Origin of the sequence: Aeromonas sp. R7-4 (assembly GCF_040908055.1) — a bacterium.
In the GTDB taxonomy this organism is placed as follows: Bacteria; Pseudomonadota; Gammaproteobacteria; order Enterobacterales; family Aeromonadaceae; genus Aeromonas; species Aeromonas sanarellii.
In genome coordinates, this window is sequence record NZ_JBFODA010000031.1 from 135,433 (window position 1) to 157,559 (window position 22,127).

Here is a 22,127-nt window from a genome sequence, read left to right on the forward strand (position 1 = left end):
CCCGCCTCCTCCTTAATTTTCGCTACCGACATAGGCCGCCATGCGTCTGAAATTGATCAAACTCGCCGGTTTCAAGTCGTTTGTCGAGCCGACCCGCATCGAGCTCAACGCCGACATGACCGCCGTGGTGGGACCCAACGGTTGCGGCAAGTCCAACGTCATCGACGCCGTGCGCTGGGTGCTGGGGGAGAGCTCCGCCCGCCACCTGCGTGGCGAGAACATGACGGACGTCATCTTCAACGGCTCCGTCAACCGCAGCGCCCACGGTCGCGCCTCGGTGGAGCTGGTGTTCGACAACCCCCACAACCGGGTGCCCGGCGAGTTCGGCCGCTTCACCGAGATCTCGGTGCGCCGCGAGGTGCTGCGCGACGGCTCCAACCACTATCTGATCAACGGCCAGAAGTGCCGCCGCAAGGACGTCACCGACCTCTTCCTCGGCACCGGCCTCGGGCCGCGCAGCTACGCCATCATAGAGCAGGGCACCGTCAGCCGGCTGGTGGAGTCCCGCCCTGCCGATCTCAAGCTGTTCATGGAGGAGGCCGCCGGGGTCTCCCGTTACAAGGAGCGGCGCCGCGAGACAGAGCAGCGCATCCGCCACACCCAGGAGAATCTGGAGCGCCTCGGCGACATCCGCACCGAGCTGGGGTCGCGCCTCGAACACCTCAAGGCCCAGGCCGAGACCGCCGAGCGTTACAAGCAGCTCAAGAGCCGCACCCGCGCCGCCAAGGCCGAGCTGATCGGCTCCGAGCTATGGGCGCTGGAGACGCGCCTCGGCGAGGCCAAGAGCGATCTGGCCCAGGCCGAGCAGGCGCTGGCGGCCCTCGATGCGAAGCGCACCGCAGACGAGGGCCGCCACGTCACGCTGTCGGTGGCCCGCCAGGAGGCCCAGGCCGAGCAGGCGAGCCGCCAGCAGCAGATCTTCCTCGGCGGCCAGGCCATCGCCCGCCTCGAGCAGCAACAGCTTCACCAGACCGAGCTGGGCCGCGACTGGCAGGCCAGGCGCCAGGCCCTCGGCGAGCGCATCGACGGGCTCAAGGCCCAGCTGACCAGCCAGCAGGAACAGCAGGCCGAGGGCGCCCTCCAGGCTGAGGTGGCGTCGGCACGCCTCGAGCAGTGTGAGCAGTTGCTCGCCGACCAGCAGGGCGTGCGTGCGGCGGCCGGCGAAGGGCTCGAGCAGGCGCGTCAGCGCCAGCAGCAGTGGCAGCAGCAGCTGGGCCAGTTGCAGGGGCGGCTCAACCAGACCCGGGCCGAGGTGAACGGGCTGCAGGAGCTGCAGGCCAAGACCCGGCTGGCCCGTCTCAAGCTGGAGGATGAGCAGGCCGGCCCCCTCGGCGGGGAAGGGGAGAACCTGCAACCCGAGCTCGACGCCCTGGCGGAGGCGCTCGCGCTCTCCCGCGCCCGCCATGAGGAATCCGAAGAGGCCTGGCAGGCCGGCGTGGCCCGCCATGAAGCACTCAAGGCAGAGCAGAGTCACCAGCAGGGCTTGCTGCGGGAGCTGGAGGCCCGCCTCGCCACCCTGGATCAGATCTTGGGGGATCAGATGGCGGGCGCCACCCTGGCGGATCGGCTGCAGGTTCCCCCCGAGTGGGCCCGGGGACTGGACAAGGTACTCGGCCGCTGGCTCACCGCGACGCCTGCGGATGAGTGCCATCCAGAACAGCATGCGCTCTGGATCGGTCCGTCCAGGCCCGCGGTGCCGGGGACCCTGGCGGCCCAGATCGGGGGGGCGCACATCCCCGCCTTCCTCAACGCCATCTGGCTGGTGGGGAGCCGGGGGGAGGCGCTGGCCCGCCAGCACCGCCTCTCTGCCGGTGAGTCGCTGCTCACTCCCGCCGGCGACTGGTTTGGCCCGAACTGGGCGGATCTCGGCGAGGGCAAGGCCCTCGGCACCCTGGCGCTGCTCGGCGAGCGTGAGCGGTTGCACACCGAGCAGGCCGCGGGCCGGGAGGCGCTGCGCCGGCTCGATGAGCAACTGGCCGAGGCCGACGGGACTCGGGCCCAGCTGCACGGCGCCGTTGAGCTGGCCCAACGTACCCTGCGCGAGCAGGAGCAGCGGTGGCAGCAGCTGCGCGAGGCCTGGAGCCTGCGCGAGGGACAGCGCCAGGAGCGGTTGCAGCGCCTGGGCCAATTGGGGGAAGAGCTGGCCCGGCTGGCGCAAGAACAGGCAGAGGAGGCCGAGCGGCTGGACGTAGCCAGGACCCGGCTCGAGCAGGACGAGGCGGCCCTGAGCGAGCTGCAGGAGCAGGGGGAGGCGCTGGCCGAGGCGCTGCTGCTCGCCCAGGAGAAGGTGAGCGCGGCGGAGCGGGGGCTGGAAGAGGCCCGTGCACGGCGGGAGCAGCAGCAGGCCGCCTGTCAGCGGCTGCAGCTGGAGCAGCAGAATCTGTCCCAGCTCATCGCCCTGCGGGAGCAGGAGCTCTCGCGCCTCGGGCTGGAGCTGGCCGAGCTCAAGGAGCCGGGGGCTGCGCCGGATCAGGATCTGACCCCCCTGCTGGTGGAGCAGCGCAACCTGGAGGCGCAGCAGCTTGCCTGTCATCAGCGGCTCGCCGAGCTGGAGCGTCAGCTGGCCGAGCTGGAGCAGGCCAGGAGCGCCGACCACAAGCAGCTGGTACAGCTCCAGGAGAGGCTCGCAACCCTGCGCCTCGAGCGCGAGCGCAACCTCACCCGGCGGCAGGGGCTGCACGAGCAGTTCGAGGAGCTGGGGGTGAGGCTGGTGGATCTCGATCAGGCGCGGCTCATCGCCGCCGATCGCGGCAAGCTGCGCCAGGAGATCCAGACCCTGGAGGCTCAGGTGGAGGCGCTTGGCGCCATCAACCTGGCGGCGCTTGAGGAGTATGAAGAGGCGAAAACCCGCGCCAGCTACCTGGAAAACCAGTGCCAGGATCTGGAGCAGGCGCTGGAAACCCTGAGCCAAGCCATTAAAAGAATTGATAAAGAAACACAAATACGCTTCCGCGACACTTTCGATAAGGTCAATGAAGATTTAAAATCCCTGTTTCCGAAAGTGTTCGGGGGGGGCAGTGCCTGGCTTGAACTCACCTCCGACGATCTTTTGGAGGCCGGGGTGAGCATCATGGCGAGACCTCCGGGCAAGAAGAATGCTACCATTGCCCTGCTTTCCGGGGGGGAGAAGGCGCTAACCGCCCTTGCGCTGGTTTTTGCCATCTTCAGACTCAATCCAGCACCATTTTGTCTGCTGGATGAGGTGGATGCACCGCTCGATGAAGTGAACGTGGGTCGCTTCTGTTCTCTTGTCAAAGAGATGTCGAGCACAGTACAGTTCGTCTACATCAGTCATAATAAGGTCTCCATGGAGATGGCAGAGCAGTTGGTCGGCGTCACGATGCAAGAGCCCGGGGTTTCGCGCATAGTGTCGGTCGATATCGGCGAAGCCGTCGCTTTGGCTGAGCAAAACTAGAAAGAGAAGCAGCTAATGCAGGAATTGCGTTACATCTTGGTTGCCCTGGGCGGTATTGCCATCGCGGCATTGCTCATTCACGGGTTGTGGAGCAACAGAAAGAACCGTCAGGCACCGATCAAGGAGAAACCCCTGGGTCGGATGGAATCCAAGTCGCGGGAACGCGACAGCGATGCGTTTGACAGCGATGGTATCGGTCAGGTGCGCGTGGTCAGCGGTGGCCGCCGTGCCGAGCCCAAGCTCCACCACGATGAACCCCGCCAGCCGGACGTCAGCCGCCGCGCCGCCGCGCCCGCCTTCGATGACGAAGATGACGATGTCGATCTGCCGCCCCCCGTGGTGCGCAAGCCCGCCGCCCGCCCGGTGGCGCCCCAGCCCGTCTACCAAGAAGAAGAGGACGAGTATGAGGAGCCGAGTGCAGAGCCAGTGGAAGAGGCGCCTGCCGCGCCTGTGCGCAAGCCTGCCCAGGTGATCCGCCGTACCCCGGTACACCGTTCCCGCCCGCAGCGCGAACCCATGATGCAGCCGCTGGACGAAGAGCCGCTGGTGGAGCCCGCCTACGCCCAGGCGCCGACCTTCGGTGCCCGCGAGGCCGCTCCGCAGCAGGCGCCCCGTTATGCCCAGCCGGCACCGGCCTATGAAGAGCCTGCCTATGATGACGAGCCCGCCTATCAGGAGCCGGTTCATGCGACCGAGCCTGAACCCGCCCCGGCCCCGGTCGAGAAGATCTGGCAGGATGTCTATGTCATCAACCTGATGGCGCGTCCCGGTCACGACCTGCAAGGGGCCACCCTGCTCTCCTCCCTGCTGGCGCTCGGCTTCAAGTTTGGCGAGATGGACATCTTCCACCGCCACGAGGATCTGGGCGGCAAGGGCGAGGTGCTCTTCTCCATGATCAACATGGTCAAGCCGGGCACCTTCAACCCCTATCGCATGGAGCAGTTCAGCACCCCGGGTGTGTCGCTCTTCATGCAGCTGCCGCTGCGCAGCAATGCCGCCTTCGCGTTCGAGCACATGTTGCAGGCGGCGGATCAGCTGGCCAGCGATCTCGACGCCATGCTGACCGACGCCTCGCGCAGCCCGCTGAGCGACGATACCATCGCCCGCTACCGCCACGAGCTGGCGGCCTACGAGGCGAGCCGCGACTAATACGCCATGCGGGTCGAATGAATGAAAAGTGCGGTACCCAGGTACCGCATTTTTGTTTGTATTCTTACCCTGCCTACTTCAATCACAGTCCGAGACTTCCCCATGAGCGATATCCTTTCCCGCCACCGTCAACTGTGTGAGCTGCTGACCGAGTACGGTCATCAGTACTATGTGCTGGACGATCCGACCGTGCCGGACGCCGAATACGACCGCCTGATGCGCGAGCTGATCGCGCTGGAGGCCGAGCATCCCGAGCTGAAGACCCCGACCTCGCCGAGCGTGCGGGTGGGGGGCCAGCCGCTGACCGCCTTCAAGCAGGTGCGCCACGAGATCCCCATGCTGAGCCTGGACAACGTGTTCAGCGACGAGGAGCTGCTTGCCTTCGAGCAGCGCATGCGGGATCGCCTCAAGCGGGAGCTGAGCTTCACCTTCTGCTGCGAGCCCAAGCTGGACGGTCTGGCGGTGAGCCTGCTCTACGTGGACGGCCAGCTGGTTCAGGCCGCCACCCGGGGAGATGGCACCACGGGGGAGGAGATCACCGAGAACGTGCGCACCATCAAGGCCATACCGCTCGCCCTGCGCGGCGAGGGCTGGCCTGCCCGATTAGAGGTCAGGGGGGAGGTGTTCATGCCCAGGGCCGGGTTCGAGGCGATGAATGCCAAGGCGCTGGCGGCGGGGGAGAAGGTGTTCGTCAACCCGCGCAACGCCGCCGCCGGCAGCCTGCGCCAGCTCGACTCGCGCATCACCGCGAGCCGCCCCCTGAGCTTCTATGCCTATGGCGTCGGGGTAGGCGGCGAGCAACTGGGGGACTCCCACTTCGAGCGCCTCAACCAGCTGAAAGCCTGGGGCCTGCCACTCAGCCCCGAGGTGAAGCTCAAGGAGGGGGCGGCCGGCTGCCAGGCGTTCCACGACGACATCCTGGCCCGCCGTGGCGATCTGCCCTACGAAATCGACGGCGTGGTCTACAAGGTGGATGCCATCCCCCTGCAGGAGGAGCTCGGCTTCGTGGCGCGGGCCCCGCGCTGGGCCACCGCCCACAAGTTCCCGGCCCAGGAGGAGATGACCCTGCTTGAGAACGTCGAGTTCCAGGTCGGTCGCACCGGCGCCGTGACCCCGGTGGCCAAGCTCAAGCCCGTGTTTGTCGGCGGCGTCACCGTCTCCAACGCCACCCTGCACAATGCCGACGAGATCGAGCGCCTCGGCGTCATGATCGGCGACACCGTGATCGTGCGCCGGGCCGGGGACGTGATCCCGCAGATCGTGGCGGTGGTGGAGGCGCAGCGCCCGGCGGATGCCCGCGCTATCCTCTTCCCCAGCCAGTGCCCTGTGTGCGGCTCCACCCTGGAGCGGCTGGAGGGGGAGGCGGTGACCCGTTGCTCCGGCGGCCTGTTCTGCGAGGCCCAGCGCAAGGAGGCGATCAAGCACTTCGCGGCGCGGCGCGCCATGGACGTGGACGGCCTCGGCGACAAGATAGTGGAGCAGCTGGTGGACAAGGGGCTGGTGAAGACTCCCGCCGATCTGTTCAGCCTCAACGCCATCCAGCTGGCCGGTCTGGAGCGAATGGGGCAAAAGTCCGCCCTCAACCTGGTGGCGGCCATCGACAAGGCGCGCAGCACCACGCTGCCGCGCTTCCTGTTCGCCCTGGGGATCCGCGAGGTGGGGGAGGCGACTGCGCTCAACCTCGCCAACCACTTCCTCACCCTGGAAGCTCTGCGCGCCGCCTCGGTGGAGCAGCTGCTCGAGGTACCCGACGTGGGGGACATAGTGGCCAAGCACGTCTACTACTTCCTGCGCCAGCCCCACAACATAGAGGTGCTGGAGGCCCTGCTGGCCGCCGGCATCCACTGGCCGGTCATCGAGAAGAAAGCCGCCACCGAGCAGCCCTTTGCCGGCAAGACCTTCGTGCTGACCGGCACCCTCACCACCCTGTCCCGCAATGACGCCAAGTCGGCGCTGCAGGCCCTGGGGGCCAAGGTGGCGGGCTCGGTGTCGGCCAAGACCGATGTGCTGGTGGCCGGCGAGGCGGCGGGATCCAAGCTCGCCAAGGCCCAGGAGCTCGGCATCACCGTCTGGAGCGAAGCGGAGCTGCAGCAGGCGCTGCAGGGCTGACGGGCCCTGCCTTCACGCCAAACGAAGAACCCGGCCTGGTGCCGGGTTCTTCTTCTTTGGGTCATCACTCGCGCCAGAGGGTCTTGTAGCGCCACTTGTCGGGCAGGGTGAGCCGCCAGCGGGTCAGCTGGCTCTCGCTGAAGACATATTCGCCGCGCAGGGCGGCGCGCGGTGCCAGGGTTCCGGGTTGGGCGCCCGCCAGGATGGCGCCGATCAGCTCGGCCGCCCTGGCCCCCTGATCGCGGCCATCCAACACCAGGCAGCCGATGGCCCTGCCCTGGCCCACCGAAAACTCCCAGAAGCAGAACAGCGGCACCGGGCTGTGGGCGCTGGCCCACGCCAGTACCTCCTGCTCGTTCACATGCCGGCCCTGATCGTCGGTGAGGGTGTGGTAGAGGCCGATAAAGATGGCCTGATAGCCGTTCTGCTTGGCATGGAGCACGGCCTCCTGCCACAGGCCGTAGTCGCCGATCAGCTGGCTGTTGATCAGAGTCTGGCCGACCCGCAGCTCGGTCTGGATCTTGAACTCGTCCTCGATGGCGGTGAGCGACACCTGGCTGGAATCAAACAGTACCAGCGCCTTCTTGATCCCCCCCATCAACTGGCTCATCTCGCTGATGTTGCGCTTGAGCAGGGGGCGCTCCAGCACACCGGTGATCATGGGATGGCCCACCAGCCCATTGTGGCGCGGATTCTCGTTCATGCCGAGGAACACCACGGGCGTGCCCAGGGTGGCTATCTCGCCGGCCAGGTAGTTGATGGCGTTGTCATCGCCGAGCACCACCAGATCCGGCCTGACCTGCCGGTAGAAGGCCAGGGCCTGTTCGGCGATCCGGTCGAACTCCTCGGGGGGACGGCGCTTGGTGTCCATGTAGAAGTGGCTGATGCGGTGGGCGCTGCCCAGATGGGCCTCCAGGCTGGCGTTGTAGCTTCGATCCCACAGGTATTCGGGGTGATAGCTGCTGATCACCAGGATCTCGGCCCCCCACAGCCGCAGCGGCAGGGCACACAGCAGCAGTAGCAGTCGCCGCAGTAGAGGCTTGGTCATGTCGCGTCCCATCGGACAGGAAGAGAGTCGTCACTCATTATGTCCATTTTGGTGCAGGCCTGTCCCGGTCAATTACTGTCGGAGGGAAAATCTTTTTCCAGTTGGCCGGATGACGCGCCAGCCCGCCCCCCGTCTGGGATGCACAAGGAAAGCCTCTTTTGGCGCTGGTTGTGAACTGCCCCACCCCTCCGAAAACCTGTTCTGGATCAAGAAACGAGGTACCGCTTTGGTGCCTAATAGACCCCACATATAGGGGTAAGCATAAAAAAAACACCCATATATAGTGTTATAAAGCTGTGCATAAGTCGTCACCCTCTCAGTGTCAGCCCGGGTTGTCCAAGCCTTGGCTGAATTTGTTTGCGCCGGGGACGGGCGTGGAGAAGGGGACTCAACAAGGGTGAGCCGAGGGCGAGAGCCAGGCCTTTAACGCGGGGAAAATCGATGAAACCGGTAGTGATCAAACGCGATGGATGTCGTGCACCATTCAATGGCCAGCTGATCGCCGAGGCGGTGAGCCGGGCGGCGGAAGCTGTCAATCAAGCCAATCCGGCGCTGGCCGAACGCATCGCCGGCGCCGTCAGCCAGGAGCTGGAGGGGCGAGGCGAGGTGGACATCCACGAGATCCAGAACCGGGTCGAAAACCACCTGATGGCTTCCGACGACAAGGCCATCGCCCGCGCCTACATCGAGTACCGGCACGACAGGGATCAGGCCCGCGAGGCCCGTGGCCGGCTGGCCCAGGAGATCCGCGGCCTGGTGGAGCAGACCAACGCGGCCCTGCTCAACGAGAACGCCAACAAGGACTCCAAGGTGATCCCGACCCAGCGCGACCTGCTGGCGGGCATAGTCGCCAAGCACTATGCCATCAGCCACATGCTGCCCCGCGACGTGGTGCAGGCCCACGAGAGCGGCGATCTGCACTTCCACGATCTCGACTACTCCCCCTTCTTCCCCATGTTCAACTGCATGCTGATCGATCTGCAGGGGATGCTGACCCACGGCTTCAAGATGGGCAATGCGGAGATAGACACCCCGAAATCCATCAGCACCGCCACCGCGGTCACCGCCCAGATCATCGCCCAGGTGGCGAGCCACATCTACGGTGGCACCACCATCAACCGCATCGACGAGGTGCTGGCTCCCTATGTGACCATCAGCTGGCACAAGCACCGGGAGGTGGCCGAGGAGTGGGGGATCCAGGACGTGGACGCCTACGCCATGGCTCGCACCGAGAAGGAGTGCCACGACGCCTTCCAGTCCCTGGAGTACGAGGTGAACACCCTGCACACCGCCAACGGCCAGACCCCCTTCGTCACCTTCGGTTTCGGCCTGGGGGACAGCTGGGAGTCGCGCATGATCCAGCGCGCCATCCTCGGCAACCGCATCGCGGGCCTCGGCAAGAACAGGAAGACCGCGGTGTTCCCGAAACTGGTGTTCGCCATCAAGGACGGCCTGAACCACAAGCCGGGGGATCCCAACTACGACATCAAGCGCCTGGCGCTGGAGTGCGCCTCCAAGCGGATGTACCCGGACATCCTCAACCACGATCAGGTGGTCAAGGTGACCGGCTCCTTCAAGACCCCCATGGGGTGCCGCTCCTTCCTCGGTGCCTACGAGGAGCAGGGCGAGCTCATCCACGAGGGACGCAACAACCTGGGTGTCGTGAGCCTCAACCTGCCGCGCATCGCGCTGAAATCCCGCGATGAGGCGGATTTCTGGGACCGGCTGGATGCCGCCCTGCGGGTGGCCAGGACGGCGCTCATGTACCGCATCGAGCGCCTGGACGGGGTCAAGGCCCGGGTCGCCCCCATCCTCTACATGGAGGGGGCCTGCGGGGTGCGCCTCAAGGCCGATGACAACATCAGCGAGATCTTCAAACGCGGCCGCGCCTCCATTTCCCTGGGCTACATAGGGGTGCACGAGACCATCAACGCCCTCTATGGCACCGACGTCCACCTGTTCGACAGCGAGACCCTGCGCCAGAAGGCCATCGCCATCATAGCGCGGCTCAAGGCGGCCACCGACGAGTGGAAGGAGGAGACAGGCTACGGCTTCAGCCTCTACTCCACCCCGAGCGAGAACCTCTGCACCCGCTTCTGCCGCATCGACGCCAAGGAGTTCGGCGTGGTGCCCGGGGTGACCGACAAGGGCTACTATACCAACAGCTTCCACCTGGACGTGGAGAAGCGGGTGAACCCCTATGACAAGCTGGACTTCGAGGCGCCCTATCCGCCCATCGCCAGCGGCGGCTTCATCTGCTACGGCGAGTACCCCAACATCCAGCACAACCTGGAGGCGCTGGAGAACGTCTGGGACTACAGCTATGACAAGGTGCCCTACTACGGCACCAACACCCCCATCGACGAGTGCTACGACTGCGGCTTCACCGGCGAGTTCGAGTGCACCTCCAAGGGCTTTACCTGCCCGCGCTGCGGCAACCACGACCCGGCCAAGGTGTCGGTGACCCGCCGGGTGTGCGGCTACCTCGGCAGTCCGGATGCGCGCCCCTTCAACGCGGGCAAGCAGGAAGAGGTGAAGCGCCGGGTCAAGCATATGTAAGCGAGCAGACCCCACCCCAGCCCTCCCCTTGGCAGGGGAGGGGGCAAAGAAGCTCCTCCCCCTTTCGAAGGGGGAGGTTGGGAGGGGGTTGGCCGTTAACCCAGAGAACTCGAATGCACTACCACCAGTACTACCCGGTCGATGTGATCAACGGCCCCGGCACCCGCGCCACCCTGTTCGTGTCGGGCTGCGAGCACCAGTGCCCCGGCTGCTACAACCAGAGCACCTGGCGCCTCGATGGCGGCAGGCCGTTCGATGAGGCCATGAGCGATCGCATCATCCAGGATCTCAACGACAGCCGCATCAAACGCCGGGGTCTGTCGCTCTCCGGCGGCGATCCGCTGCACCCCGCCAACGTCCCTTTTGTGCTGGCGCTCGTGAAACGGGTGCGGGCCGAGTGTCCCGGCAAGGACATCTGGTGCTGGACTGGCTATCGCCTGGATGAGCTTTCGCCGGCCCAGCGCGAGCTGGTGGCCTTGCTGGACGTGCTGGTGGATGGCAAGTTTGAAAAGGAGTTGGCAGACCCAGGCCTGCTGTGGCGTGGCAGCAGCAATCAGCAGATCCACGACCTCAACGCCTGGCGGGAAGGAGGGGAGCGGATCCCCTGTCTGGTTTGCAGTTGAGGCCTTGGGTGTTTATGGTTAGGCCAACCCCAAGACATCTTTCACGAGGAGCCCCATGAACAATCTGCTCAAGATCCTGCTGGCCATCTTCCTGCCCCCGGTCTGCGCCTTTATCCAGGTGGGTTTGAGCCTGCATTTTTTCATCAACATAGTGCTGACCCTGCTCGGCGGTCTGCCCGGCATGGTCCATGCGCTCTGGCTGGTGGTGAGCGACAAGCGCGGCTGATCCGTCCGATTGAAAAAGGCCAACCCTGGGTTGGCCTTTTTTATTGCGTGCCAGATGGGGACTTTCCGAATGAGCCTCTTTGCCTGACACTGGCAATCCGCTCAAGGAGCCGAACGGTGCAACGAAGAGGGAGTGTCAGTGCGTTTGAAACTGTTGTTGCTGTGGGCCAGCCTGGCCCTGCTGGGGGGCTGTGCCAGCCCCACCGCCAAGCTGAATCAGCCTCCGGTGGATGTCACCTGGGAAGAGCTGCCCGAATACTGGGTGCTGGTGGGGGATATAGGCACCTTTAACCCGGTCGGGGGGCTGCCGGAGAAGCGGCCGGTCAAGGGGTATGTAACACTTCGCTATCTCATCGATTCCAATGGCACGCTGTTCAGCCCCGAGGTGCTGGAATCCCATCCCCCCGGCGTGCTGGATCTCATTGCCATCTCCGGGCTGGCGAAGATGCGCTACCGGCCATCCGAGCAGAATCCACAAGCCATTCCGGCTCGGGTAGTGGCCCGATTCGAAGTGGAAGTGAAATGACAAACACCCCGGCCAGGCCGGGGTGTTTCGTGTGGGCTGTGTGCCATGGCGGCGCGGCTCACTGCTCCTTGCAGTCGTTGTAGCGGCTCTGCCACTCCCCGGCGTCATCGCGCATCTCGACGAATCCCTCCTTGCCCTTGTTCCACCAGACCACCTGATGATCGTCCGTGTAGCGGGCGCCGGAGGCGGAGACCGCCTGGGGCAGGGTGTAGTCCTTGCCATCGGGCAGGGCGAGCTTGACGAAGTTCAGGCTCTCGTCCGAGAGGGAGAAGTAGCGCACCTGCACCTTCTGGTTCTGCTCACACAGGTAGGTGACGGGATCCCCGCCGGTGACGCCCAGCTTGCCGGCGCCCAGATCGCAGCCGCCGAGCAGGGTCAGGGCCCCGGTTCCCAGTAGAAAGAGCTTGGCGTGTTTCATGTCGCATCCTTTGAACGGTGTCATATGGCATTGAGCCTAACAGGATGAGGATCAACTGCAACCTCATCATGGGCCCCCTGCGTCGGGATGCGTCTTGCTGACGGGCAGGAGGGCCGCCGCCTCGGCCGTGCGGCGGACAAAAAAACGCCCCGGCAGGCAAGCGGGGCGAAAGGGAGCCGTCCGATGGCAACAGAAAAGGGTCAATGGCCGAACCGCGTCGCCTCGAAGTGGTTGAGCAGGCGGTGGATGAGGTAGCAGGCCAGCAGGGTGGCCACTATGGCCACCAGGATGCTGCTCACCCGGTAGAGGGCGCTGAACACCAGATCGTTGCCGGGCGTCAGGTACTGGCCGAACAGGATGCCGAGGGTGGTGAGGGCGCCGAACCCGACCCCGGAGCCGCTCGCCTCCTTCACATGGGTGTAGCTGAACAGCATGGCGCCGAGCCAGAGCACCGGGGTCACCAGCAGCAGCAACCCGGACCAGTCGTAGAGCACCAGCTGGCCGACCAGGCCGAAGCTGACCCCGAGCAAAGTGCCCATGGCCCGCTTACGGGCATAGCCGAGGGCGCCGTTCCAGTGCATGGGGAAGAGCAGCAGCAGGGTGGTAGCCTGGGCCGACATGGAGTCGCGCAGATCGAGGGTCTGGAACACCAGGAACGACAGGGTGGCGATGCTGGCACCCAGCAGGGCCTCGTGACGCATCCGGTGCGGTGCCTTGGGGGAGGGGGCAGGGATGGGCCTGGCCTCCACGTCCGGGATCAGGGCCGTCATCAGGTAAGCGATGAGCACCGACAGGACGCTGGCCCAGAGGTTGCTGAAGATGAGGTCGTTCAGATCGGTGCCGGGGTAGCTGGCAAAGTGCAGCATGATGCTGAGGCTGAGCACGCCATTGGCGCCGAACAGGAACAGACTGCCCCTGGACATGGCGGCGAAGCGGTAGAGGAACAGCAGGAAGACCAGGGGGGTCATGAGCCCGGGGTGGCTGCCGAACAGGCCCCCCAGCAGACCCACCTCCAGCCCGCACATGGCGGCGGAGGCGATGAGCTGGCGGGCGGCGTGGCCGTTCATCACCGGCACCATGCCGAGCAGCAGCACCGGGGTGACGGTGAAGAAGACTCCGTTGCTCCAGCCGAAGATCTTGCATAGCACAAACCCCAGGGTGCAGCCGAAGGCGATGCGCAGACACTGGCGCAGCTCGTTGGCGGTGAGGGGTCTGTGCCACAGGTTCATGGTGGTCATCTCAGTAGATGTAGTGCAGCAGGCTGAGCAGGCGGATCTGGCCGCGGGCCAGCAACCCGGTCAGGGTGTTGTCCGGCAGCAGTTGCACCGTGGCGCGGGCCCCGGCCGGCAGGTGGGCGGGCAACTGCTCCAGGGTCAGGTGCAGGCGCAGGCGCTGGGCATCGCGCACCCAGCGATCGGACTCGACAGGATTCGCGAGCTGGCCGTTGGCGTCGAACTGGCCGGCGCTGACCCCGGCGTCCAGGCTGGCGACATGGGCCGGATAGAGGCGGCCTGGCTCGCCGTCGAAGGCGACGAGGGCCTGGCTGCCCGGGCTGACGTGGCGCAGGCTCTTCTCGCGAAAATCGGCGATCACGTCCACCTGCTCGGATACCAGGGCCAGCAGGGGGGAGCCCGCGTTGGCCACGCTGCCCGGCTTGAGCTGCAGGTTGGTGATGATGCCGTCCTGGCTTGCATGGACCCGGCTGTAGGCGAGGTTGAGCTCGGCCTGGGCGAGGCGGTTGCGGGCCTGGCGCAGCAGCAGGTTGTCGTCGCCGGGCAGCCCCCGACTGACGCGAGCCTGCTCTACCCGGGCCTGGCTGCCGAGCAGGTTGGCCCGGGCGGTGCGGGCGGCGCTGTCGGCGTCGTCCTTCTGCTGCTCCGACACCATGTGACGGCGATAGAGGGCGTCGATACGGGCCGCTTCCCGCTGCTTCTGGTCGGCCTGGGTCCGCAGTGAGCTGTACTCCGCCTCATAGGCGGTCAGGGTCGCGTCCAGCTGGCGGTTCTGCTGCTCGGCCTGATCCAGGGCCAGCCTGGCCTGCTCGACCGCGAGTTCGAAGGAGACGGGGTCGAGGGCGAACAGCAGGTCCCCCTGTCTGACGTGCTGGTTGTTGGTCACGGCGACCTCGGTCACCTTGCCGCTGACCTGGGGCGCCATCCGGGTGACGACCCGGGTCGCCATGGCCTGGGGCGTCAGGGGCATCTTGATGTCGGCCAGCAGAAAGTAGCCAAACACCAGGGTGAAGCAGGCGATGGCCCACTTTATCCAGCGCTTGAATTGTTGATCCGGAGTCATCTCATTCTCTCTCTTCGTGCTGTGCGGCTATCTTGCCGAGGGCGTTGGCGGAGATGCGGTGCACAATGTCTTCAAACTGGGCCAGCTCCTGCTGGCTGATGCCGACGAGCAGCTCACGGCGTACCTCCATGATGCGATCCTCGATCTGGTCGAGCAGCGCCTTGCCGGCCGGGGTCAGGGTGACGATGCGGGCCCGCTTGTCCTGGCTGCAGCAGTGGCGTTCCACCAGACCCTGCTCCTCCAGCTGGCCCAGGGTGCGCATCAGGGAGGGTAGCTCGATCTCCAGCGCCTCGGCCAGGGTCTTCTGGCTGAGATGGCCACCGAGCCGGCTGAGTTTCCACAGGGCGGTCCAGCGGGGATGGGTGAGCCCCAGGGGCGCCAGCTCGAGGTCGGCCACGGTGCGCCACAGCCGGTGCAGCCGCCCCAGCTGCTCGGCGAGGGAGAGCTCGCGCAACATCTCCAGATCCTTTCCCATGACGTGCTCCTTATTTAGTTAGCTTGCGAAGCATTATAGTTATTTCGCAGGCTAAGTAAATGGTGTGATAAAGGTCACATTCAGGTTTGGATCGGAAAAAGGTGTTAGGCGTCCGGACGGGGGGAGGAGAGGGTGGCGACGGCAAGGGGCGCACCGGCGCCCAATGGTGCTTAAGGTTTCAATGTTTTTATATGGCTTTGTAAGGCTGCTAACCGACAGCGGCGGGGGGGATCAGTAGAGTGGCGCCACACCACAAGCTGGAGCATAACAATGACAAACCTCTCTACCCCCCGAGTACAAGCCAAGGCGCCCTGGGGCGACCTGCAGATAGCCGGCATGCCCATGATGATCTTCCTGGGGCTCGCCACCTGCGTCCTCTTCTCCGGCTGGAACGGCTCATTGCCGCTCGGCATGGTCGGCGCCCTGGCGCTGATGTTCGTGCTCGGCACCCTGCTGACCGAGCTCGGCGAGCGCATCCCCCCCATCCGTGAATACCTGGGCGGCGGCACCATACTCGCGATCTTCGGTGGCGCAGCCCTGTTCGAGTACGGCGTCATGCCGGCCGAGGCGGGCCAGGTGATCACGAACTTCATGAAGGAGGGGGGCTTCCTGAACTTCTTCATCGCGAGCCTGGTGACCGGCTCTGTGTTCGGCATGAGCGGCGCCCTACTCAAGAATGCCGCCATGCGCTACCTGCCGGTGATCCTGGGGGGCGTGGTGCTGGCGCTGGTCAGCGTCGGCCTGGTTGGCACCCTACTGGGTTACGGCTTCAAGAACGCCGTGCTGCTTATCGGCCTGCCCATCATGGGCGGTGGCATGGGCGCCGGCGCCGTGCCGCTGGTGGAGATCCTCTCCGGCCCGCTGCAGATGTCCAGCGCGGAGCTGCTGTCGCGCATGGTGCCCGCCGTGGTGATCGCCAACACCCTGGCGATCCTGGTGGGCTCGCTGCTGGCGCGCTTCGGCCGCCGCTACCCCGCCCTGACCGGCAACGGCAAGCTGATGATCAAGGAGAGTGCCGACGGCGTGGCCGAGGAGAAGGCCCAGGCGCCGACCCTGGAGAGCCTGGGGCTCGGCCTCTTCATCAGCTCCAGCATGTTCGTGCTCGGCTCCCTGCTCGGCAACTTCATCCCCATGCACCCCTTCGCCCTGATGATCCTGGCGGTGGCCATCATCAAGGTGAGCGGCCTGCTGCCGCGCCGCTACGAGCAGGCGGCCGCCGACTGGTATCAATTCGTGGTGAGCAACCTCACCCCTTCCCTGCTGGTGGGCATCGGAATCGCCTACACCAGCATCCCGGAGCTCATCGGCGCCTTCTCGGTCAACTACTTCATCATGGTGCTGACGACCGTGGTGGGCGGCTCCCTAGGGGCGGCCATTGTGGGCCGGATGATCGGCTTCTATCCCATCGAGGCGGCCATCACCGGCGGCCTGTGCATGGCCAACATGGGGGGCACCGGCGACGTGGCCGTGCTGTCGGCGGCCCAGCGCATGAAGCTGATGCCGTTCGCCCAGATCTCGTCCCGTCTCGGGGGGGCCTTCATGTTGATCTTGGCCACCCTCATCATCTCCCTGCTGGCATAAGGAACACAGAATGAACGACACCATGATGGGCACCAGCCTGCCCTATGCCGAGCGCAAGCGTCAGGGCCTGATGGGGCGCATGCCCCACAAGGAGGAGTCCCTCTCCCAGCAGCGGCGCCGGATCTACCGCTTGGTCAGCGCCATGCAGAGCCCGTTCGATCAGCACCTGCTGCTGCGCCAGCTGCAGGAGGACAACCCGGTGCTGTTCTACGATCTCGTGCGCCACCACCTGCCGGAGCTATTGCCGATCATCTACACCCCTGTTGTAGGGGAGGCGTGCCAGCGCCACAGCGATCTCTACCTGCGCAGCCACGGCCTCTACCTCTCCTGGCATGACAGGGACGATCTGGACGACATCTTCGCCAGCGTGGAGCAGGAGGTGGATGTGATTGTCATCTCCGACGGGGAGCGGGTGCTGGGGCTCGGGGATCTTGGCATCGGCGGCATGGGGATCTGCATCGGCAAGCTGGCGCTCTACAGCGCCGCTGGCGGCATCAACCCGGCGCGCACCCTGCCGCTGTGCGTGGACGTGGGCACCAACAACCCGGAGCTGCTGGAGGATGACTCCTACCTCGGCTGGCAGGCGCCCCGGGTCGACGGGGAGGCCTACTACCGCTTCATGGACAAGGTGGTGGCCGCCATTCACAAGCGCTGGCCCGAGGTGGTGCTGCAGTTCGAGGACTTCGCCGGCAAGCATGCCGCGAACCTCCTAGCCCGCTACCGGGACGAGCTCTGCATGTTCAACGACGACATCCAGGGCACGGCGGCGGTCGCCTCCGCCTGCGTGCTGGCGGGCTTGCAGCAGGCGGGCAGCCGGCTTGCCGACACCCCTGTGCTGATCGTCGGGGCGGGCTCGGCGGGGTGCGGGATCGCCGCCATGCTGGCCCAGCTGGCGGGCAGCCCGGAGCAGATCTGGTTGTTCGATCAGCACGGCCTGGTGTGCCGGGATCGCGCCGATCTGACGCCGTCCCAGCAGCCCTTCGCCCGCGCACCGGAAGAGGCCTGCGCCGAGCTGCCGGCGCTGATCGCCCGCCAGCGCCCCGGGGTGCTGATCGGGGTGAGCGGCCAGGGCGGACTGTTCGACGAATCGGTGCTGACAGCCATGGGAACCGTGTGTGAGCGTCCGGTGATCCTGCCGCTCTCCAACCCGACCCGCAGCGCCGAGGCGACGCCAGCCGAGGTGTGGCGTGCCACCGACGGGCGTGCCCTGCTTGCCACCGGCAGCCCCTTCCCGCCGGTAGAGGTGGTCGGGACTATGAGGGTCGTCTCCCAGTGCAACAACGTCTACGTCTTCCCCGGCATCGGCCTGGGTGCCTGCGCGGTCAAGGCGCGCCGCATCAGCGATGGCATGCTGCAGGCGGCGGTGCGTGCGGTGGGGGCCTATCCCCTGGTGGCTGGCCGTTTGCTGCCTCCCATCGAGCAGGTGGGAGAGGTGGCCCGCGCCGTGGCCAGGGCGGTGGCACTTTGCGCCCGCGATGAGGGGTTGGCGGATTTTGTCGGCGATCCCGCACCTTTGATTGACCAGACCTGGTGGCGCCCGCACTATTGGTCCGCCTCCTGAGCCTGCAAGGTACATAGATGAAACTGCGCCACCAGCTAGTCACCCTCTCCCTCAGCCTGTCGCTGCTGCTGATCCTGATCCTGGGAGCGTTGCTCGCGCTCTTCATCCGCCATCTGCTGGAGAACAGCCTGGAGGAGAAGGGCAGCGATCTGGCGCGGGTGCTGGCGGCGGACAACCGGGTGGTGCAGGCCCTGCAACTGGGCAGCGATCCCGGCCTTAGGGACTATGTGCAGGGGATCTGCAAGCGCACCGACGCCGCCTACATGGTGGTGACCGACGAGCACGCCCGGCGCCTGAGCCACCCCTCGCCCGAGCTGGTGGGCCAGACCTTCCGGGGGGAGGACATCTGGCCGGCGATCCACGAGCGCCGGAGCTACTGCTCCCGGGACGTGGGTACCCTGGGCCCCGCCATCCGCTGCTTCTCCCCGGTGATCGGGGTGGACGGAAGCGCCATCGGCGTGGTGGTGGTGGGGTATCTGATGCGGACGGTGGAGGGCATCTACCTGGACCGCATTGCCCTGCTCCTCGGTGCCATCGGCGCCGTGCTGGGCTGTGGCCTGCTGCTGGCGCTCTGGTTGCAGCACCGGCTCAAGCGTACCCTGCTGGATCTGGAGCCTGAGACCATAGTCAATCGCTTCGCCCAGCAGGATCTGGTGCTGGAGGGGATCTCTGAGGGGATAGTGGCCCTCGACAGCCAGCATGGGATCACCATGCTCAACAGCGCGGCCTTCTACCAGCTGCGGCTGCCGGGCACCGGCCGCCACGCCCTGCTTGGCCAGTCGCTGGCCGAGCTGGCCCCCAGCCTGCTACCGGCCCTGACCCAGGAGGGCAGCGTGCGCTTCACCGTGCAGGGGGAGGACTTCGTCGGACACTGGCAGGAGCTGAGCGGTCGCGAGCCGGGGCGCATGCTGATCTTCAGTCGGCCGGACGGCACCGGCAGCCTTGGCATGCAGGTCACCCACCTGCGCCAGTATGCCGAGATGCTGCGCATCCAGACCCACGAGTTCGCCAACAAGCTCGGCAGCCTCTCCGGCCTGCTGCAGCTCGGCCACGTGGAGGAGGCGGTGGAGCTGATCCAGCAGGAGAACGAGGCCTGCCAGAACATGTTGCAGGATCTGCTGCGAGCCATCGAGAACAAGCCGGTGGCCGGGCTCATCCTCGGCAAGTTCAGCCGGGCGCGGGAGCTGGGGGTCGAGCTGGTACTGGATCCTGGCTCGTCCCTCGGGGAGTACCCGGCGGAGGTGTCGGCGGATCTCATCACCTGCCTCGGCAATCTGCTGGACAACGGCCTGCGCGCCGCCTGGGGGAACCGTGAGCACTGTCCCCCCAGAGTGTTGGTCTCCATCGATGATTTCGGCCGGCGGCTGGTGATCGAGGTGGAGGACAGCGGCGAGGGGGTGGATGAGGCGCTGGCGGATCATCTGTTCGACTACGGCGTGAGTCGTCAAACCGGAGATCATGGCGTAGGTCTCTTTCTGGTCAAGAAGACCGTGGCCCGCCGCGGCGGTGTGATAGAATGGCGGCGCACCGCCGAGCAGACGACACTGTTCGGTATCTATTTGAATAAAAACCAATTGGTGTAAGTCATGAAGCCAATTTTCACGTTGATTATCGAGGATGATGAGAGGATCAGCGCCATCCTGGCCGAGCTGATCGCCTCGACCCCGGGATACTCTTTGCTGGGGCGGGCCGGGAGCCTGGCCGAGGCCGATCTCATGCTGCGCGCCACCGAGCCCCAGTTGCTGGTGGTGGACATCTCCCTGCCCGATGGCTCGGGGCTGGAGTGGGTCAACAGATTGCGAAACCACAACCGGGAGGTGTTCGTGGTCATGGTTACCGCCTCCTGCGACGTGGAGACCATACAGCAGGCCCTGAACCTCGGGGTACAGGACTACATCATCAAGCCCCTACGACTGTTTCGCATCCAGCAGAGCCTGGACGAGATCCTCACCCTGCACCGTCGCCTGTGCGAGCGCGGCCTGCTGGAGCAGAGCGATCTCGATCGGCTGATGGGCAAGGGGCGGATCCAGCCGAGGGAAGTGCGCGAGACCCCCAAGGGGATCGACGCCATCACCCTGCGCCAAGTGCTGGAGCTGCTGGCCGGCGAGCCGGATACCACCTTCTCCACCGACACGGTGGCGCTGCGCCTCTCCCTGAGTCGTACCACGGCGCGTCGCTACCTGGAGTTTCTTGAGTCTGAAGACAAGCTGGATGTGGAGCTCAACTACGGCCAGCGCGGTCGTCCTGAGCGCCGCTACCACTGGCGTCGGGTCGGGTAGGAATACAGAGCAAGACAGAAACAACGAGGGAGCCTGGGCTCCCTTTTTGCGTGTGTGGCGCCGGCTATGCCCCTTCCAGCAGGGGGCGGCGGGTTCGCGGCTTGAGCTGGGAGAGCATGACCCCGGTCAGGATGAGGCCGCCCCCCAGCAGGTGATAGCCGTGGATGGGCTCTCCCAGGGTGATGACGGCGATGAGGGCCGTGCACAGGGGCATCAGGTTCATGAAGACCGAGGTGCGCTCCGCCCCCAGGGTGGCGAGGCCGCGCATCCAGCAGTAGGCGGCGAAGATGGAGGAGGCGAGCCCGGCGAACAGCACCATGCTCCAGCCCTGGGCGGGAATGGCCAGGGAGTCGGCAGAGAGGGCCACCGGGATGAGCAGCAGCACCGCCAGCAGGATCTGCAGGTAGAGGTTGAGCCAGGGGCCGAACGGCAGCTGCCAGCGGCGGATCAGCAGGCCATAGAGGGCATAGCTGGCCGCCCCCAGCAGCATCATGCCATCGCCCGGGTTGATGCCGCTGTGCAGCAGCGCCAGGGGATCCCCCTGACCCAGCAGCCAGAGCACCCCGAACAGGGAGAGGCTCATGCCGAGCAGCGCCTGCTTGCCCGGCTTCTGGCCGAAGCAGCAGGCCCCGATGAGCAGGGTGAGCAGGGGCAGCAGGGAGCCGATGACCCCCATGTTGGTGGCCGAGGTGCTGTGGGCGGCGTAGTAGGCGAGGCACTGGTAGAGCACCATGCCGAGCAGGGAGAGCACCAGCAGCTTGCCGAGCCAGGAGCGGATGTCGGCCCGGCGGCGCCAGAGCTGCGGCAGGCAGAAGGGGGAGAGCGCGAGGGCGGCGATCACCCAGCGATAGAAGGAGATGGCGGCGGGATCCAGCACGTCGGCGGCGGCCTTGGAGACCACGGTATTGGCGGCCCAGATCAGGATGGCGAGCAGGGGGAAGAGAAAGGGCATAGGCACTCCTTGGTACGATGGGGAGAGTCTAGCCTTGTCTTGAACGAGGTAAGTAGCGTAAATAAGACATGTCATAACCGCTTTGGGACAATCTGCATGAGTAGCCTCACCCTGGCCGAGCAGGATCGCCTGCTGGCCGACCCCAACCCCCTCTACTTTCGCTACAGCCAGATCCAGGGGGGCAACGCCTGCGCCGAGCACGCCCACCCCTGGGGCCAGCTCAGCCTCATCAGCCTGGGGGTCATGGTGGTGGAGGTGGGGGGAGAGCGACTGGTAGCGCCTCCGGACTACCTCATCTGGGTGCCGGCTGACCTGCCCCACACCGCCTTCAACGAGCAGACCCTGGATTACACCTCCATCTACGTGAGCCACGAACTGGCCCCGCGTCTGCCAAGGGAACCCCAGCTGCTGGCCCTGACCCCCTTGCTGCGGGCCCTGCTGGAGGATTTTACCCAGCGCCGGGTCGGTCACATGGAGGATGAGTGGGACGCGCGCCAGGGGGCGCTCTTCATCGAGAAGCTGGCTCGCACCCGCTGCCAGCCGAGCTACCTGCCCCAGAGCCGGGATCGCCTGCTCGCCCCCCTGCTGGCGGCGCTGCAGGCGGCGCCGGAGGACAACCGCACCCTGGCCCAGTGGGCCAAGGTGTTGCACAGCACCGAGCGCACCCTGGCGCGGCGCTGCCAGAAGGAGCTCGGCATGAGCCTGGGGCAGTGGCGCACCCGGCTGCGGCTGGTGAAGGCACTGGACTGGCTGCGGGGCGAGATGCCGGTGCAGGAGATCGCCTGGCGCCTCGGTTACGCCTCGACCTCGGCTTTCATCGCCATGTTCCAGCGCCAACAGGGCTGCGCCCCCCAGCGCTATCGCCAGCAACTGGGCCAACCCGTGGCCTGAACCGCATGAAAAAGGGCGCCC

At 65.9% G+C, this 22,127-nt stretch carries 18 protein-coding genes; 12 read left to right on the top strand and 6 right to left on the bottom strand.

Annotated elements, in window-relative coordinates; translation table 11 throughout:
- Positions 1 to 40 precede the first annotated feature (40 nt).
- The 3 genes from AB5Y72_RS08075 to ligA all read left to right on the top strand — a co-directional run bounded on the left by AB5Y72_RS08075 (position 41) and on the right by ligA (position 6,673).
- The gene (locus tag AB5Y72_RS08075) at positions 41 to 3,415 is read left to right on the top strand and encodes an AAA family ATPase (protein WP_325781922.1); all 3,375 of its coding nucleotides are present in this window, start codon (positions 41 to 43) and stop codon (positions 3,413 to 3,415) included.
- A gap of 15 nt (positions 3,416 to 3,430) precedes the next feature.
- Positions 3,431 to 4,564 (top strand): cell division protein ZipA, encoded by a 1,134-nt coding sequence (gene zipA / locus AB5Y72_RS08080; protein WP_042074273.1) that lies wholly within the window; start codon positions 3,431 to 3,433, stop codon positions 4,562 to 4,564.
- Positions 4,565 to 4,666: 102 nt separating this feature from the next.
- Positions 4,667 to 6,673: an NAD-dependent DNA ligase LigA gene (gene ligA, locus AB5Y72_RS08085; protein WP_368198834.1), complete on the top strand. Its 2,007-nt coding sequence runs from the start codon at positions 4,667 to 4,669 to the stop codon at positions 6,671 to 6,673.
- A 64-nt stretch (positions 6,674 to 6,737) separates the two neighbouring features.
- Here the strand turns inward: ligA and AB5Y72_RS08090 are convergent, their stop codons facing one another.
- Entirely contained in the window at positions 6,738 to 7,721 is a 984-nt protein-coding gene (locus AB5Y72_RS08090; protein WP_325781924.1) for an ABC transporter substrate binding protein, read from the bottom strand.
- A 441-nt stretch (positions 7,722 to 8,162) separates the two neighbouring features.
- Between AB5Y72_RS08090 and nrdD the strand changes: the two genes are divergently transcribed.
- From nrdD to AB5Y72_RS08110, 4 genes are all read left to right on the top strand, one after another.
- A complete protein-coding gene (gene nrdD, locus AB5Y72_RS08095) occupies positions 8,163 to 10,280 on the top strand; it encodes an anaerobic ribonucleoside-triphosphate reductase (RefSeq protein WP_325781925.1) in 2,118 nt (705 codons plus the stop codon).
- Positions 10,281 to 10,393: 113 nt separating this feature from the next.
- Positions 10,394 to 10,903, top strand: a complete 510-nt coding sequence (nrdG, locus tag AB5Y72_RS08100; protein WP_325781926.1) for an anaerobic ribonucleoside-triphosphate reductase-activating protein — start codon at positions 10,394 to 10,396, stop codon at positions 10,901 to 10,903.
- A 55-nt stretch (positions 10,904 to 10,958) separates the two neighbouring features.
- Positions 10,959 to 11,129, top strand: a complete 171-nt coding sequence (locus AB5Y72_RS08105) for a YqaE/Pmp3 family membrane protein (RefSeq protein WP_042074281.1) — start codon at positions 10,959 to 10,961, stop codon at positions 11,127 to 11,129.
- A gap of 138 nt (positions 11,130 to 11,267) precedes the next feature.
- Positions 11,268 to 11,654: an energy transducer TonB gene (locus AB5Y72_RS08110; RefSeq protein ID WP_216990783.1), complete on the top strand. Its 387-nt coding sequence runs from the start codon at positions 11,268 to 11,270 to the stop codon at positions 11,652 to 11,654.
- Between the two features lie 58 nt (positions 11,655 to 11,712).
- Here the strand turns inward: AB5Y72_RS08110 and AB5Y72_RS08115 are convergent, their stop codons facing one another.
- The 4 genes from AB5Y72_RS08115 to slyA all read right to left on the bottom strand — a co-directional run bounded on the left by AB5Y72_RS08115 (position 11,713) and on the right by slyA (position 14,842).
- Positions 11,713 to 12,072, bottom strand: a complete 360-nt coding sequence (locus AB5Y72_RS08115) for an MliC family protein (RefSeq protein WP_042074284.1) — start codon at positions 12,070 to 12,072, stop codon at positions 11,713 to 11,715.
- A gap of 200 nt (positions 12,073 to 12,272) precedes the next feature.
- Complete coding sequence (locus tag AB5Y72_RS08120; RefSeq protein WP_325781927.1) at positions 12,273 to 13,301, bottom strand: DUF2955 domain-containing protein; 1,029 nt, start codon at positions 13,299 to 13,301, stop codon at positions 12,273 to 12,275.
- 10 nt (positions 13,302 to 13,311) lie between these two features.
- A complete protein-coding gene (locus tag AB5Y72_RS08125) occupies positions 13,312 to 14,367 on the bottom strand; it encodes an HlyD family secretion protein (RefSeq protein ID WP_325781928.1) in 1,056 nt (351 codons plus the stop codon).
- 1 nt (position 14,368) lies between these two features.
- Positions 14,369 to 14,842 carry a transcriptional regulator SlyA gene (gene slyA, locus AB5Y72_RS08130; protein ID WP_209793877.1) on the bottom strand — a complete coding sequence of 158 codons (474 nt, stop codon included), beginning with the start codon at positions 14,840 to 14,842 and terminating at the stop codon, positions 14,369 to 14,371.
- Positions 14,843 to 15,112: 270 nt separating this feature from the next.
- Here slyA and AB5Y72_RS08135 point away from each other — a divergent pair, with 270 nt between their 5' ends.
- From AB5Y72_RS08135 to AB5Y72_RS08150, 4 genes are read left to right on the top strand one after another with little or no spacing between them, the layout of a single operon-like run.
- The gene (locus tag AB5Y72_RS08135) at positions 15,113 to 16,423 is read left to right on the top strand and encodes a 2-hydroxycarboxylate transporter family protein (RefSeq protein ID WP_325781929.1); all 1,311 of its coding nucleotides are present in this window, start codon (positions 15,113 to 15,115) and stop codon (positions 16,421 to 16,423) included.
- 10 nt (positions 16,424 to 16,433) lie between these two features.
- Complete coding sequence (locus AB5Y72_RS08140) at positions 16,434 to 17,984, top strand: NAD-dependent malic enzyme (protein ID WP_325781930.1); 1,551 nt, start codon at positions 16,434 to 16,436, stop codon at positions 17,982 to 17,984.
- A gap of 17 nt (positions 17,985 to 18,001) precedes the next feature.
- On the top strand, positions 18,002 to 19,567 hold the full coding sequence (locus tag AB5Y72_RS08145; RefSeq protein WP_368198836.1) for an ATP-binding protein: 1,566 nt from the start codon (positions 18,002 to 18,004) through the stop codon (positions 19,565 to 19,567).
- A 3-nt stretch (positions 19,568 to 19,570) separates the two neighbouring features.
- Complete coding sequence (locus AB5Y72_RS08150) at positions 19,571 to 20,263, top strand: response regulator (protein WP_368198837.1); 693 nt, start codon at positions 19,571 to 19,573, stop codon at positions 20,261 to 20,263.
- A gap of 64 nt (positions 20,264 to 20,327) precedes the next feature.
- Here the strand turns inward: AB5Y72_RS08150 and AB5Y72_RS08155 are convergent, their stop codons facing one another.
- Entirely contained in the window at positions 20,328 to 21,215 is an 888-nt protein-coding gene (locus AB5Y72_RS08155) for a DMT family transporter (protein WP_368198838.1), read from the bottom strand.
- Between the two features lie 96 nt (positions 21,216 to 21,311).
- On the opposite strand from AB5Y72_RS08155, the gene AB5Y72_RS08160 reads away from it, so the two are divergent.
- Positions 21,312 to 22,106 (top strand): helix-turn-helix transcriptional regulator, encoded by a 795-nt coding sequence (locus AB5Y72_RS08160; protein ID WP_368198840.1) that lies wholly within the window; start codon positions 21,312 to 21,314, stop codon positions 22,104 to 22,106.
- The last annotated feature ends 21 nt before the right edge of the window (positions 22,107 to 22,127 follow it).